Genomic DNA, 14,015 nt, shown 5'->3' with positions numbered 1-14,015 from the left:
CTTAAATGATCAGACTGCTGACGGCGAACGCTGTCCCGATGAAAACCAGGCACAGCATCAAGCCTACAGCGACATTCCCCTTCTGCAGATGATCGGATATTTTGAAGCCCGGTGTGAACAGCTCGAAGATCCAGTATGCAGCGATCAGGCAGACGTATCCAACCGCGAACCAGAGTATCATGAACCAGATTGAGGTATTCGTATACGCGGCCACGCCCAGAATAATCGCCGTGGCCAGAAACTTGCCACCGAGCGCCAAAGCTACGGCTACGTTGCCTTTTTTCAATTCTTCCATGTCCTTGAATGGAGTCATCAGGCTGAACACTACCATCCCGAGTACCTGCAGCAGAATGATTGTCAACACGCTGACAATCAGGTTAATCACAATCGTCAATTTGCCCACCCCCGAAATTTTGCGTAGGCCGAATCATAATCGGCGAAATCATGCACTTCCTCCAGCACAACAGAGGCTTTCTTTTGTTTCTCCAGCGCCGTATAGCGCTTATCATCAATCGGCTGCTTGATCCGGTTGCCCGAAGGCAGCTCAACCACAGCAAAATTTCTGGTTTTATCCTTGTACTTGGTTTTGTATACACCTACAAGATCCACATCCGTAGTAATGGATACCTTCAGACGGGCCAAATCTTCTGCGGCCGTCTTCTGGTCGGCATACGATTTAATTGTATCCCAGGAAGACAGGCGGATATCGTTCTTCTGATCGGCATCCGTCACCAGTTCGGCATCCATGAACTGTAAGGTCCATATCTTGTCGCCGGTGGCATAATTACCGTCGTTCGGAAGCAGCTCATTGTCCGGCAATACGGTCATGTCGCTGCCGATCAGATCTCCAACTGTGCCTTCAACCACCCGGTAATCCCAGGGGACCCGTGTTACACTGTCCGTTGTCTCCTTATCGGTATGAAACACACTGTTCGCATTGCCCGAGCATGCGCTCAGCAGCAGTACTGCCATCAGCAGCATGCCAAGCATTGTTCCTGAATGGAGCCTGCGGCCCCCTCTATTCCGGCGACTTCTATCCTTGTTCATCTTCAAGCCCCCTCACTCCTAGCGCGATAAAATGACTGGCATTGCCTGTAATCGGTCCACCCGCGCGGCCCAATAGCCCGCATGGCACGCCGTTGATCACGAACATGCCGGTCAGCAGGTGAAGCTCCCCTTCAGGGGTCTGAATCCGGGCCAGCTCCGCCCGCTTCTGGTACACCGTCGGAAACAGCACGCTGCTGTCGAAGCCGTCCTCGTCGGCAAGCTCTAGCGATCCGCTGTCATCGAAAATCCGTACCGAGCCGCCTTCGCGGCCGAAGACGGACTTGGATACAAAGTTGCCGGAGAATACAGGCTTATTGTAGGTTGGCAGGATATAACTGGCTATCGCCTGACGCTCCTCCTCGCCGAAGAGCAGGCCCAGCTCATACATCCCCCACACGGCGGCAATCAGTCCTTTGGACTGCAGCAGGATGCTGTGCGGACCGTTGAACAGCTGAAGCTGCCCGCTCTCGATGGCGTAGGCCAGCGCCTCGCCGCCATCGTCCACCGCCATCCACTCCTTGGGATAAAGAGCGAACATCCGCTTGATGACCCGGTCCTCCGCATCTCTGACTGTCCCTTCATCAATCCACAAATCCAGGCAGTCGACACAGCGGATATCCAGACCGCTGTGCGCAACAAGCGCCTTAATGGTGCCGGAATCCTCCTGATGTGTTCCATAAGCAACACAGGCCGCCGTATCCGGCTGCTCGATGCCCCAGGCAGCAGCCAGGCGATCCTTCATGCCCGTATTCGGGCTCGACACTCCGGCCTTCCCGCAAATCCAGGGTGTAGCGATGGAAGCTTCCACATACCCGGTTGGCGTATCGGCGTTCAGTTCCAGCAGCTTGATCGTACCGTCGCCGGCTATGGCAAAATCAAATCTGGCATAGCGGCTGATCAGCCCCGGCTCCGGCAGCGGAGTGTCGTCCAGCATCTGCCACAGGACATGCGGAATACCCAGCAATTCATACAAATCATGCCGCTGGTGGACATAACGGACAGCCTTGTCGAGGATACTCCAGAGCTTAACCGAGGCTTCCTCCAGCTCCTTGTAGGTCTCGCCCCGCATCACGGCAACTGCATCCAGCCAGTATTCTTCATCCTCCAGGTCAGCCCAGGTGAATCCGAGCCCGTGCAGCTCTTCTACACGTGGAGCCCGTTCCAGCCCCGACTGATCGATATACTCAAAGACGCTGTCTGCCGGGCTCATCCGCCGAAACCGCTCCTGCCTGAACTCTTGCCGGAGCTGGACTTTGACGAGGAGCTGGACTTGCTGCCTGAGCTCAGACCGCTGGATTTGCCTCCGACTCCTCCGGCCTTGCTCGAAGTGTTTCTTCTGGTGATCGAACCGGTGGACGAGGTAGAGGTCCGCGGTTTAACCACGGAGCCGGGCACCGGCTTGTTCTGAAAGCTGCCGCTGTTATAGCTGGGTGCCTTGTAGACCTTCCGCGTGCCTCCATAATAGGTAGGGCGGTTGTTGTACCAGCCTCTTGAAGAATAGAAAGAGCCGCTGTTGAACAGCATGTGGTACAGCAGCAGATCATCCCAGCCGAAGCCAGAGTTATAGCCGCCGTAATTGTTGATGACCGTTGTGCCCCCCGAGGTGACTACCCCCTGGCCCTCCTGCAGCACTTCTCCAGCATTCTCATCCGGGTAAGGGATATTCCAGTCTACATTCTTGTCAAAATAAGCTTTGACCTCCTCGGTAGACCACGAAACCAGCGTGGGCTCATCTGCAGAGCTGCTCCCGGCTGCACCTACGCCCCCTGGAATAAATAGAGCATTAGCCAGCAGCGCAATACCCAGGGACGTGGACAATACCCGGATCGGTTTGCCGTCCGGGGTGAATAATCTGGAAGCCGCCGGTTCTTTTTGTTGTTCATCCTTTGCCAATTTGAGACCCTCCTCTCCTGACATTATTCTTCCGTACGCATGGGGACAAGCAGTAGTTCGAGCTTGCCCTGATCCACATTCAGCCGTCCTTCCACGGCTTCGTACTCCCGGCTGCCGACTACAATATAATTGACATGCTCCAGAGCCGTAATCATATTCATGCTCCAGGTCCGCTCCTCAATGATTCGCAGTTCGCCATCCGGCATCTTTTCAAACAGAATGACATTCATTCCCTGATCCACTTTTTCCTCATCCTTCCTGAACACTATTATGTTTCTGATACGTCGTTAGCACCATTTCGTTTCAACCCGGGCCCGCGGGATCGTCTATAGAAGAGAACCAGGCCCAGAGAGCACAGACTCACCGCAAGCAGAAGTCCATAGACATGCTTGTAAGCGCTCGATGGTACCCCTTCCCGCTGGGCATGAAGCAGTAATCCGCAGACGGCAACAGAGACTGATCCTCCGAAGAATTGGATCAGCTGCAGAAGCCCCATCCCCGATCCGATCCAGGTGCGCGGCAGGATCCCGGAGGCTTCATTGTTCAAGGATGCCATGGTTGCCGAAAAAGCCGGCGAGAAGCACAGGTACCCGAACAAAAGCACGAACGGCGACGCGGACAGGCTCAGGGCAAAAGTCGCCATAACAGCGGCAAGCACACCATGGCCGATGAGCAGAAAACGCAGATTTCCATACCGGTCGATCCAGCGGCCGACAAAACGGGTCAAAAATGCCGACAAAATCGCGCCTGGTGCAATAAAAAGGCCAATCATCAGCGCCGATTGATGGTACACGCTGGCCAGGGCAAGCGGCATCAGGAATAAATTACCCAGATTCAGCACTAAAATGCTGAAGCCAATGGCTGTGAGCTTTAAATAACCGGACATCCGGAGCAGTTCGGGATTAATAAAGGAGTTCCGGGCTTGGCGGAGATGGACAGCGTGAATCCCGAATGAGACTACACTTCCGGCAAGCCATATGTAGGACTTACTGGTTACGGCTACGAGCAGGCTTCCTGCATTGATAACCGTAAGTAAAGCTCCGTACAGGTCAAACGCCGCCGCCTTGGGCTGTTCCTTGGGCAGCAAATAGAGCAGCACCGGCAAAACAAGCAGTACTAGACAAGTAATGCCAAACAATCCGTTCCAGCCGAGATATTGGCTGATCAGACCGCCAGCAATCGGACCCAGCCCGAAAGCCATGGCACTTCCTGCAGAGATCATGGCGATGGAGGCACCTCTCCTGGCAAGCGGCACATACCGGCTGGCGAGGACCAGCCCCAGACCCGCCATGACGCCGGCACCGGCGGATTGCATAATCCGGGTAATCAGCAGAACATTGAAGCTGTGCGCAAACAATCCGGTGACCGAAGCCAGGCCCAGCGTTGTCAGGCCAATGGTCAGCAACTTGCGGATGGGCACCAGATCAGACAATCTGCTGTAGATCACCGTCGACAAGGCATAACCAATGGAGTAGCCCGAGATTACCCACGAACCGAGATCAGCTGAAATATGCAGATCTTGAATAATGGTGGGCAGTGACACATTGAACATAGTAGTGTTCATAACCACAATGAACAGGCAAAAGGTCCACAGCGGCATTACGACTTTGTCATTCATGCTTGACTCCATCCCTATCAATATATATATATCTGTTACAACCCCATTAAATTCTATGCCCTGGACCTATAATTGGCAATATATTCATAGGACTCTCTGAACCCAGCTGTCCATGACACTATCCGGATGGATACCAAGCCCGCTATGCAATAGCGCCTTATAGTTCTCATAGTGTCTCCTGAATCCGAAATAATCACCCACCGGGATTAGCAAATTATACCTTGAAACGCTTTAGTGTTAAAAGCAAAAAAAACCGATTCCATTCTATTTCGGAATCGGCGGATAATCTTTTTAGAATTGAGAACCTGGAATATTTCACTTTACCTCAGGTGTTGCGGCAGCCTGTGCTGTACTCTCTTGCGTTCTGGATAGGAAGATATTCAGAATAATAGCTGTCAGCGAGCCGGAGACAATCCCATTCTGGAGCAGCATTCTGGCGAACTCAGGAAGCTGATCGAACATGGAGGGCAGAACTGCGGACCCCAGGCCCACAGCAATACTGCACGCAGCAATCAAGAGATTCCCGTCCTTACGCAAGTCGACCTCGGAGAGAATGGACATCCCGGACGCGGCCACCGAGCCAAACATAACAATCATAGCCCCGCCGAGCACCGCATTTGGCACGACGGTGGTCAACGCCGCCAGCTTCGGAAGCAGGCCAAGGACGACCATAATTCCGCCGGCTGCAAAAATAACATTTCGTGTCTTGACGCGGGTCAGTGACAGCAAGCCCACGTTCTGGGAAAACGCCGTATACGGGAAGGCATTGAACAAGCCGCCCAGCATGATGGCCAGGCCTTCGGAGCGCAGGCCGTTTACGACTTGCTTTTGCTCGACTTGCTGGTCTATGGCTTTGCCTACGGCGAAATACACGCCAGTCGATTCAACCATGGAGACGATGTTGACAATAATCATCGTAAAGATTGCGGTAATGCTGAATTCAGGCCATCCGAAATAGAACGGGCGGGCAATGCTGACCCATGATGCGCTGCCCACGGTAGAGAAGTGAACGAGACCCATGGCATAGCCGATCACAGTTCCGGCCACGAGTCCGGCCAGGACAGATACCGATCGAAGGAAGCCTGTCGTGAACCGGTTCACTGCCAGAATTACCAGCAGTGTAATTAGACCAAGCAGCAGATTACGGGGCGCTCCAAAATCAGCGCTGCCCTGACCACCCGCCACATTGTTCATAGCGACGGGAATCAGCGATAAGCCAATGATTGTTACCACGGAACCGGTAACGACTGTCGGGAAGAACTTCAACAGCTTGCCGTATATCGGGGCTGCCAGAACGACGAACAGCCCAGAGATGATGATCGCTCCGTAGGCTGTTGCCAGGTTAGAACCGGAAGCAATCGCAATGATCGGGCTTACCGCCGTAAAGGTACAGCCCAGCACCACCGGAAGCCCGCTGCCGAAATGCTTGCTGCTGATAATCTGGAGCAGTGTAGCCAGCCCGCAGGTGAAAAGATCCGCGGCGATCAGGTAAGCCATCTGTGCTCCGCTTAAATTCAGCGCCCCTCCGACAACAAGCGGCACAATGACAGCTCCGGCATACATCGCCAGCACATGCTGTAGTCCCAAGGCAAATATTTTCTGTTTGCTTAACATCCCGCACTCTCCTTCATGGTTTCTTCTGTATGGTGATTTATGAAATGGATTTCCCCTGGAGACATCGACGAGATTCTTGCCAAAGAATGAACAGCAATACCCCGTTCTTCAAGCAGGCTGCGCCCTTCCTGGAAGCTTTTCTCGATCACACAGCCCACACCCAGCAGCTCTGCTCCCGATGCGTTCACAATATCCGCCAGCCCCACAAGCGCCGCACCTGTAGCCAGAAAATCATCAACAATCAGCACCTTATCATCCGGACCCAGGTATTTCTGCGAAATGCTGATCTGGTAATCCTCATGCCTTGTGAAGGAATGGACCGGGGCCGAATAGACCTCCTCAGACTGGGTAACGGCTTTCTTTTTCTTGGCATACACGAACGGAACCCCCAGTGCAATTCCTGTTGCCATGGCGAACTGGATGCCGCTGGCTTCAACGGTCAGCACCTTGGTAACCGGCTGGTGTCCAAAAATCCGCCCGAACTCCTCGCCAATCTGCAGCACCAGCTGCGTATCCACCTGATGATTCAGAAACGAGTCTACCTTAAGCACCGTATCCGACAAAATGAGACCTTCCTGTCTAATGCGTTCCTCTAGTATTTTCATATTGCAGCCAACCTCTCCTTGTCTATAAAAAAAGACAGATCCCCTTGAGCGCTTCTCTCAAGTGAATCTGTCCTTCTGGGTTTTTGTCCCTTGGTGGTGTAACACATACATGTGTCCGCATCGCTTGGACCAGCTTCTTTTATGCCATGGCACAAAAAAACGGAACCCTAGATGCGCTATATCACTCATAGTCGGATAATTGCAGTGGTTATCCGGTAGAAACTTATGGGCCCTATTCCCAAGATTATATGAGTTGTTCATATTTTTTTAAAACCTTTGTATATCTTACACGCTCTACTACGTTCCGGACAAGTGGAATTTCAAGTATTTTCATGAATATTCCCGGTCTTTCATAGGAGTTTCATTTTTGTTCAAATATCGGGGATGCCCTGCCCTATCATCGCTGTATATTCTGCGGCAGCTACCTGTACTCAGCAGCAAAAACCGCAAGCTCCCTATCATGGGGCTTGCGGTTTTTGCTGCTGCCGTACTGACAGGCGGGAACCGCCTTACTCCGGGAGGCCACCGGCCGGGGCCGGATGAGCATCAATATATTTCAAAGCGTTATAGATCATCTCCGCAGCTTCGGCGCGGGTAATGCCGGCAGAAGGATGGAATTTGCCGGTACCGTCCAGACTGGCAATCTTCAGCGCCAGCGCGCGTTGAATGGAGCCGTCAAAACCGTTGGTGAATTCTGCCTGGTCTGCAATGTCTACCGGCATGATTTTGATCATCGGCAGATTACTGTGCTTCTCGATCGTCAGAATCAGCTGATGGGTGAACTCCTCACGGGTCCAGTTCTTCGCAGGGTTAAGATCAGGAGATAAACCAATATCGTTGTTAGCTGCAATAATAAGTGCATTTGCATACCAGGCATCGTTGTGGGCATTAGCGAAATAGTCGGTAGCCTGGGGCGCCTTCACGAAATTGAGCAGGTCTATATTCAAACCAAAAGCGTTAACGAACATTTGAATTCCCTGGGCGGCTGTAATTGTCGCATTCGGCATGAATTGCGTATCGCTTACGCCGTGGATCACGCCTCGCTGCTGCAATTCGGCGATCTTATCCTTGACCGGTGTGCTGGAGAGATCCTGGAACGTCGCGGCTGCGGCGAAGCTCTGTCCGGCAAAAGTCAAAGTGAGTACGGCTGCTGCCGATAATGTGATTTGTTTCAATGTATTTTTCTTCATTCGGGTCACCTCTTAGTTGGATTTACAAGCCTTACTTGCCCTCTTCTTCCTTCCAGACGGATCATCTGCTAAAAGGTTGCAGCCGGTCCCTTTACTTTGCTGCAAACAGCACACGCGGGCCGCCTGCTGAATCTGCAGGCGGCCCGCGTGTAGGGTTTTCTTTTACTCCATAACAGCTGTGTGAGCTTCTGTCTTCTTATGGTTCAGTACATTGTCCTCCAGCACAGTGAATTTATCCCCATACTCCTTGACGATGTGCTGCTCTCCCCAGGCGCATAAGGAATCAAGAATGGAGCTAAGCGTGCGCCCGTAATCGCTCAGCTCATACTCCACCTTCGGCGGCACCTGATTGTAGCTGATGCGGTTCACTATGCCGTCCTGCTCCAGTTCTCTAAGCTGCTGGGTCAGCATCTTCTGTGTAATGTTCGGCATATGACGCTTCAAATCGCTGGTCCGCATTGTACCATGCGTCAGATGGCAGAGGATAACACACTTCCACTTCCCTCCGATCACCTCGAGTGTAGCTTCAACCGATATATTATATTTTTTGGCCATGATCAGCCCTCCTGAAAGTTTGTTATCATTCTTCACTGAACTGCTTCGTACAAACTGGCTTCGGAAGCATTCCCTAAGCTTGGTCTATAGTTACTTTTTGGTACCTATATTACTTAAAAGTACGTACTACCCTTAATCGCTATAATAATTCATAATAGCACTTACCGGCCGGTGATTACCATAGTAGGAGTGAATATCATGTCCCTGGATCGAAAAAGAAGTACGCTCGCACTGCTGGCTCTAGCCATTAGTGCATTCGCAATTGGAACAACCGAGTTTATCAGTGTCGGGCTGCTGCCCCTCATCGCTGATGACCTGCATATATCCGTGACGACAGCCGGATTAACCGTAACACTGTACGCGCTGGGCGTTACCTTCGGTGCGCCGGTGCTGACCTCACTGACCACAGCCGTCTCCCGCAAAACCCTGCTGCTGGCGCTGATGCTGCTCTTCATTGCCGGTAACAGCCTGGCGGCCACTGCAGGCGGTATTACCGTCCTGCTGGTAGCCCGGGTCATATCCGCGCTGTCGCACGGCCTGTTCATGTCCATCGCCTCTACGATCGCTGCCGATCTGGTGACCGAGGACCGCAGGGCAAGCGCCATCTCTATCATGTTCACCGGGCTTACGGTAGCGACCGTAACCGGAGTGCCGCTGGGCACATTCCTCGGGCAGCAGCTCGGCTGGCGGGCCGCCTTTATCGCCATTGCCGCAGTTGGCATTGTCGCGCTGATCGCCAACCTGATTCTTATTCCTTCCGGACTGCGCAGGGGCACGCGAACCCCGCTGCGGGACCAGGTGAAGCTGGTGACGAACGGACGGCTGCTGCTGGCTTTTGCCATCACAGCTCTTGGTTACGGCGGCACCTTCGTCGTCTTCACCTATCTATCCCCTCTGCTGCATGAGATCAGCGGCTTTCAGGAACAGACGGTTGCCGTCATTCTCCTTGTCTACGGTATAGCCATTGCCATCGGCAATATCATAGGAGGGAAAGCGGCCAACCGCAAGCCGATGAACGCTTTGTTCTATATGTTTGCCTTTCAGGCAGTGGTTCTGCTGGTGCTTACCTTTACTGCTCCTTTTAAGGCTGCTGCCCTCATCACTATTTTCTTCATGGGACTGCTCGCCTTCATGAATGTGCCGGGGCTGCAGGTCTTTGTGGTGATGCTGGCCGACCGGTATGCACCAAGCGCCCGGGATGTTGCTTCTGCCGTTAATATTGCCGCCTTCAATGCTGGCATCGCCATTGGGGCCTATCTTGGAGGCCTCGTCGCAGATCATATCGGACTGATTCATACCGCATGGGTCGGGTCCCTCATGGTATTCGGCGCAGTCATTCTTACCGCTTGGAGCCGTGCTCTGGAGAGCAGGGATGAGCATAAGCTTCTGAACAAGGCAGCATGATTGCCTAAGTACCTGACTGCCACTGCCACTGCCACTCACCTTAATTCGGCTTACAGCCAATCAGCTCACCGTAGAGTAGAAAGATCATCCGTACTCATACTATATCCATTCAGGAGGTTTTTTCATTATGGCACAGCATTTACAGGATACGATCCGCTTGCACAGCGGAGTGAATATGCCCTGGCTCGGGCTGGGAGTTTTTCAAGTGGAGGAAGGGGCAGAACTGGTTCAGGCAGTGAAATCAGCCATTGCCCACGGCTATCGGAGCGTGGATACCGCTGCCGTCTATCAGAATGAGCGGGGCGTGGGTCAGGCTATCGCGGAGGCTCTGGCTGAGAATAAGCTGGTCCGCGAAGACCTGTTCATCACTTCCAAGGTGTGGAACGCCGATCTCGGGTATGAGGCCACGCTTGCCGCCTATGAGGCCAGTCTGGAGAAGCTGGGGCTGGATTACCTCGATCTGTATTTGATTCATTGGCCGGTGAAGGACAAATACAAGGAGGCCTGGAGAGCGCTCGAAACCTTATACAAGACAGGACGGGTCAAAGCTATAGGGGTCAGCAACTTCCAGATTCATCATCTGGAGGATATTCTCAAGGATGCGGAGATTAAGCCGATGGTCAACCAGGTGGAACTGCATCCCTACTTGTCCCAGCAGGCGCTGCGCCGCTTCTGCAAGGAGCAGGGCATCCAGATTGAAGCCTGGTCACCCCTGATGCAGGGGCAATTGCTGGATCAGCCTGTACTCGCGGAGATCGCCGCGGCTCACGGCAAGTCTGTAGCCCAGGTGATTCTGCGCTGGGATCTGCAGCACGGCATTGTTACCATTCCGAAATCTACCAAGGCGCACCGGATAACCGAGAATGCTTCCGTGTTCGATTTCGAATTGAGCACTGGAGACATGGACCGGATCGACCAGCTTAACCAGGATCAACGGGTGGGTCCCGATCCAGACCATTTCGACTTTTAATTCGGGACCCGTCCGATTCACCAAGCCCTCCTTTCTCACCTGAAAGGAGGGCTTGGTGCGGTTTCCGGCCATGGTGCTTGGCGGCATCCCCAGAACCTCAAGAAGGGAATTACGCATTGCCAACGATAGAGATTAAGATCGGGAGCACGAGAAAGGACGCCAGTGTGGTCCAGAGAATGCAGCGCGATACCAGCGTAGGCGAGCTGCCGAAGCGTTCGGCCAGCACCACGGAGTTGACCGCAACCGGCATGGAGGCGAGAATGAGCAGCACAGCGAACAGCGTTCCCGAAATGTTCAACAGGTACAGCAGCAGCGCGGCGGTCAGCGGGGCCAGCAGCAGACGGACCGACAACCCTGTCCAGAACGCCAGCCGTACATTGCGTACAACATCCGCAGTCTGTACCCGGACCATCTGGGCCCCCAGTATGGCCAGCACCACCGGGGAATAAGCTCCGGCTACCATCGACACCCCCGAAGCAATCTCATGCGGCATATGCAGGCCAAGTGCCCGCAGCAGCAGAGCCAGAATCGCCGCGTAGATCGCCGGCAGGGAGAATACCGAGCGGACGGCATTACGGATAGAAAACTGTGATCTTGCCGCAAAATACACCCCGATCGTGTTCACAATCACCATCTGGGCAATGACATAGACCGAAGCCTTGTCGAGCCCCAGCTGACCGAAGGCCAGCAGCACCAGCGGCAGGCCATAATTGACACTGTTCGTGAAGGTGGAGATCAGGGTCAGGCCGGCTGCCTCCGGCGCAGCCAGCTTCAGGACTCTGCCAATCAGACGGGCCAGCGCCCACAGCACCAGCAGATTTAGCAGCGAGAAGGCAAGCGTTTTGTATACATCATCGAAAGAAATCTTGGCTGTAGCGAGCGTATCCAGAATAATTGCGGGACTCAGGAAATACAGATACAGCATTAACAGCGGCTTGGTATCCAGGTTCTTGAACCGTCCAAGCAGCGCACCCGATACGACCGGGATGGATAACGGGACAATCACCTCGACCAGAGTGGACAACACCTGTTGAATCAATTGCGAGGACTCCTCTGCTAAAAAAGTTACTCTTACTATACCCCTCCCCGGCGGATGCCGTCTAAGACATGGAAGCAATATGCTTAATAGTAAAAGCCTATGAACGTCTTAACTTCCCAAAGGATACTATTGTGGTATGATTAACATAAATCGTGATCACCACAGGAGGTTGACTGAAATGGACTTCACCGAGCCGGTCATTCTGACCAAAGGAACCCCCGGCGAGCCTTGTCCCATCGCCAAAACGCTGGATGTCATCGGAACCAAATGGACATTCCTGATTATTCGTGATCTGCTGATTGGCGGCACCATGCGCTTCAGTGATCTGCTGCGTTCTCTGGAAGGAATCAGCCCGAAGACATTAGCGCTGCGGCTGCGTGAGCTGGAGAACCACGGCATTCTTATGCGCACCGTATATCCCGAGGTGCCCCCTCGCGTAGAATATACCCTGACGAAGAAGGGCGAACAGCTGGAAGGCATTTTTATTGAGCTGAAAAGATACGGTCTTGCCCTCTAAGCAGACGTTTTCCCAAAAAAAGTTTACCCCCGGCAGCTCAGCATCAGCACAATACTATCTTTACGGTAACTGTATGTACAGAATGTAACTACTTCCCTAAAGGAAGTATAAGGAATATACTCTCCTCACAAGGCAGTTTCAATTTAGAGGAGGAATTATTATGTTAAGAGGACAGAAAATAGTTATTATCGGAGGCAGCTCAGGAATCGGTCTGGCAACCGCAAAGCTTGCTGCTGCAGAAGGTGCGGAGGTGGTTCTGGCCAGCCGCTCCGCAGAGAAGCTGGAGCAGGCCAAAGCAGCACTTGGACCTGACGCAAAAGCAATTACGTATACGCTGGATGTTACGGACGAGGAACAGGTACGGTCCTTATTCGCAGAGCTGGGGGCCTTTGACCATCTGGTGGTCACCGCAGCCGAAACCAAAGGGGGCCCGTTCCTCACTACAGCCACCAGTGCTTCACGCCAGCTGATGGACAATAAGTTCTGGGGCCAATACTATGCCGCCAAATACGGTGCGCCGAACCTGAACCCCCATGGCTCCATTACTCTGTTCTCCGGCGTCGTTGCCTTCAAAGCCATGGCCGGGTCCTCCGTGCTCGGCGCAGTGAATGCAGCCGTAGCCAATCTGGGGCAGACCCTTGCGCTGGAGCTGGCCCCGCTGCGGGTGAACACCGTCTCGCCGGGCATCATCGATACCCCTTCCCGCGCAGGCATGGCGGAAGAGGCCCGCAGTGCTTTTTACAGCAGCATCGCAGCCAAGCTGCCTGTGCAGCGCGTAGGCACAGCCTCAGATGTTGCCGAAGGCGTGCTCTATCTGATACGTAACGGCTTCGTTACAGGCACAGTGCTTCATGTGGAAGGCGGCCACACCCTAATCTAAGCCGGGCTCCCCTGGCCAAACCCAAAAAATCCCTGCCCCCTAATCATACGGGAGGCAGGGATTTAACTTTCAGGAGCTTCAGCTTACAGCATTTTGATCTCCAGCAGTTCATATTTGATGATGCCCATTGGTGCGTTCACGCTGATGATGTCGCCTACTTTTTTGCCGAGCAGTTCTTTGCCCAGAGGGCTTTCGTACGAAATCTTGTTGTCCAGCACATCGGCTTCAGCCGGACCGACCACTCTATATTCGATCTTTTCGGAGTATTCCACATCATTCAGAATGACGATGCAGCCTACGCTGACTGTGCTCAGATCCATATTGCTGGAGTCTACAATCTGCGCTTTAATCAGCATTTTCTCCAGAATCATGATGCGGGTCTCCATGAAGGATTGATCTTCTTTGGCAGAGTGGTACTCACTGTTCTCCTTGAGATCCCCGTAGCTTATGGCCAGCTTAAGCCGGGCCGCGAGCTCCTTGCGCCCTGCTCCCTTGAGCTCCTTGAGCTCTTCCTCCAGCTTGGCCAGACCTTCTTTCGTCAAAAACACTTCTTCATTCGACATGTACACAACTCCTATTTTTACTCGCTTTACTGTATTCTACCCCATAATCGGCCAACATGCGAAAAGAAAGCACTTCCGCAGAAAATTGCCAATATCCATCCTAGTATAAATAACCAAAAT

General features: G+C 53.2%; 16 protein-coding genes and 1 riboswitch. Of the genes, 4 read left to right on the top strand and 12 right to left on the bottom strand.

Going from position 1 to position 14,015, the window contains the following annotated elements:
- Position 1 precedes the first annotated feature (1 nt).
- The 10 genes from A3848_RS28470 to A3848_RS28425 form a co-directional block, all read right to left on the bottom strand.
- Positions 2 to 394 carry a DUF350 domain-containing protein gene (locus A3848_RS28470; protein ID WP_074088407.1) on the bottom strand — a complete coding sequence of 131 codons (393 nt, stop codon included), beginning with the start codon at positions 392 to 394 and terminating at the stop codon, positions 2 to 4.
- Entirely contained in the window at positions 391 to 1,047 is a 657-nt protein-coding gene (locus A3848_RS28465) for a hypothetical protein (protein WP_074088406.1), read from the bottom strand. Before A3848_RS28465 ends, A3848_RS28470 begins: the two co-directional genes overlap by 4 nt.
- A complete protein-coding gene (locus A3848_RS28460) occupies positions 1,034 to 2,257 on the bottom strand; it encodes a glutathionylspermidine synthase family protein (RefSeq protein WP_074088405.1) in 1,224 nt (407 codons plus the stop codon). The genes A3848_RS28465 and A3848_RS28460 overlap by 14 nt, the downstream gene beginning before the upstream one ends.
- On the bottom strand, positions 2,254 to 2,940 hold the full coding sequence (locus A3848_RS28455; RefSeq protein ID WP_074088404.1) for a hypothetical protein: 687 nt from the start codon (positions 2,938 to 2,940) through the stop codon (positions 2,254 to 2,256). Before A3848_RS28455 ends, A3848_RS28460 begins: the two co-directional genes overlap by 4 nt.
- Positions 2,941 to 2,963: 23 nt before the next feature.
- Positions 2,964 to 3,182: a hypothetical protein gene (locus A3848_RS28450; RefSeq protein WP_167374795.1), complete on the bottom strand. Its 219-nt coding sequence runs from the start codon at positions 3,180 to 3,182 to the stop codon at positions 2,964 to 2,966.
- 26 nt (positions 3,183 to 3,208) lie between these two features.
- Positions 3,209 to 4,558: an MFS transporter gene (locus tag A3848_RS28445; protein ID WP_083607130.1), complete on the bottom strand. Its 1,350-nt coding sequence runs from the start codon at positions 4,556 to 4,558 to the stop codon at positions 3,209 to 3,211.
- 315 nt (positions 4,559 to 4,873) lie between these two features.
- Positions 4,874 to 6,172, bottom strand: a complete 1,299-nt coding sequence (locus A3848_RS28440; RefSeq protein ID WP_074088402.1) for a nucleobase:cation symporter-2 family protein — start codon at positions 6,170 to 6,172, stop codon at positions 4,874 to 4,876.
- Positions 6,166 to 6,777 carry a xanthine phosphoribosyltransferase gene (locus A3848_RS28435; protein ID WP_074088401.1) on the bottom strand — a complete coding sequence of 204 codons (612 nt, stop codon included), beginning with the start codon at positions 6,775 to 6,777 and terminating at the stop codon, positions 6,166 to 6,168. Before A3848_RS28435 ends, A3848_RS28440 begins: the two co-directional genes overlap by 7 nt.
- A gap of 168 nt (positions 6,778 to 6,945) precedes the next feature.
- Positions 6,946 to 7,049: riboswitch (purine riboswitch) on the bottom strand.
- 237 nt (positions 7,050 to 7,286) lie between these two features.
- Positions 7,287 to 7,967, bottom strand: a complete 681-nt coding sequence (locus tag A3848_RS28430) for an S-layer homology domain-containing protein (RefSeq protein WP_074088400.1) — start codon at positions 7,965 to 7,967, stop codon at positions 7,287 to 7,289.
- 162 nt (positions 7,968 to 8,129) lie between these two features.
- Entirely contained in the window at positions 8,130 to 8,522 is a 393-nt protein-coding gene (locus A3848_RS28425) for a winged helix-turn-helix transcriptional regulator (protein ID WP_074088399.1), read from the bottom strand.
- Between the two features lie 198 nt (positions 8,523 to 8,720).
- Here A3848_RS28425 and A3848_RS28420 point away from each other — a divergent pair, with 198 nt between their 5' ends.
- A complete protein-coding gene (locus tag A3848_RS28420) occupies positions 8,721 to 9,926 on the top strand; it encodes an MFS transporter (protein WP_074088398.1) in 1,206 nt (401 codons plus the stop codon).
- A gap of 127 nt (positions 9,927 to 10,053) precedes the next feature.
- Positions 10,054 to 10,896, top strand: coding sequence for an aldo/keto reductase (locus tag A3848_RS28415; protein WP_074088397.1), 843 nt, complete (start codon positions 10,054 to 10,056; stop codon positions 10,894 to 10,896).
- 109 nt (positions 10,897 to 11,005) lie between these two features.
- Here A3848_RS28415 and A3848_RS28410 read toward each other — a convergent pair whose 3' ends face one another.
- Positions 11,006 to 11,935, bottom strand: a complete 930-nt coding sequence (locus A3848_RS28410) for an AEC family transporter (protein ID WP_074088396.1) — start codon at positions 11,933 to 11,935, stop codon at positions 11,006 to 11,008.
- 178 nt (positions 11,936 to 12,113) lie between these two features.
- Between A3848_RS28410 and A3848_RS28405 the strand changes: the two genes are divergently transcribed.
- Positions 12,114 to 12,452: a winged helix-turn-helix transcriptional regulator gene (locus tag A3848_RS28405; RefSeq protein ID WP_074088395.1), complete on the top strand. Its 339-nt coding sequence runs from the start codon at positions 12,114 to 12,116 to the stop codon at positions 12,450 to 12,452.
- Positions 12,453 to 12,612: 160 nt separating this feature from the next.
- A complete protein-coding gene (locus A3848_RS28400; protein WP_074088394.1) occupies positions 12,613 to 13,332 on the top strand; it encodes an SDR family oxidoreductase in 720 nt (239 codons plus the stop codon).
- 83 nt (positions 13,333 to 13,415) lie between these two features.
- Here the strand turns inward: A3848_RS28400 and greA are convergent, their stop codons facing one another.
- On the bottom strand, positions 13,416 to 13,895 hold the full coding sequence (greA, locus tag A3848_RS28395) for a transcription elongation factor GreA (RefSeq protein ID WP_074088393.1): 480 nt from the start codon (positions 13,893 to 13,895) through the stop codon (positions 13,416 to 13,418).
- Positions 13,896 to 14,015 lie beyond the last annotated feature (120 nt).

The sequence above is a fragment of the Paenibacillus sp. P32E genome (genome assembly GCF_001909085.1).
GTDB lineage: Bacteria > Bacillota > Bacilli > Paenibacillales > Paenibacillaceae > Paenibacillus_AQ > Paenibacillus_AQ helianthi.
The sequence above is the reverse complement of the archived record's forward strand: the minus strand, read 5'-3'. Positions and strand labels throughout refer to the sequence as shown.

Coding starts and splice junctions, on each gene's coding strand:
- A3848_RS28400 (WP_074088394.1), top strand. CDS start 12,613: ATGTTAAGAGGACAGAAAATAGTTATTATCGGAGGCAGCTCAGGAATC.
- A3848_RS28405 (WP_074088395.1), top strand. CDS start 12,114: ATGGACTTCACCGAGCCGGTCATTCTGACCAAAGGAACCCCCGGCGAG.
- A3848_RS28430 (WP_074088400.1), bottom strand. CDS start 7,967: ATGAAGAAAAATACATTGAAACAAATCACATTATCGGCAGCAGCCGTA.
- A3848_RS28420 (WP_074088398.1), top strand. CDS start 8,721: ATGTCCCTGGATCGAAAAAGAAGTACGCTCGCACTGCTGGCTCTAGCC.
- A3848_RS28460 (WP_074088405.1), bottom strand. CDS start 2,257: ATGAGCCCGGCAGACAGCGTCTTTGAGTATATCGATCAGTCGGGGCTG.
- A3848_RS28415 (WP_074088397.1), top strand. CDS start 10,054: ATGGCACAGCATTTACAGGATACGATCCGCTTGCACAGCGGAGTGAAT.
- greA (WP_074088393.1), bottom strand. CDS start 13,895: ATGTCGAATGAAGAAGTGTTTTTGACGAAAGAAGGTCTGGCCAAGCTG.
- A3848_RS28465 (WP_074088406.1), bottom strand. CDS start 1,047: ATGAACAAGGATAGAAGTCGCCGGAATAGAGGGGGCCGCAGGCTCCAT.
- A3848_RS28435 (WP_074088401.1), bottom strand. CDS start 6,777: ATGAAAATACTAGAGGAACGCATTAGACAGGAAGGTCTCATTTTGTCG.
- A3848_RS28440 (WP_074088402.1), bottom strand. CDS start 6,172: ATGTTAAGCAAACAGAAAATATTTGCCTTGGGACTACAGCATGTGCTG.
- A3848_RS28425 (WP_074088399.1), bottom strand. CDS start 8,522: ATGGCCAAAAAATATAATATATCGGTTGAAGCTACACTCGAGGTGATC.
- A3848_RS28445 (WP_083607130.1), bottom strand. CDS start 4,558: ATGAATGACAAAGTCGTAATGCCGCTGTGGACCTTTTGCCTGTTCATT.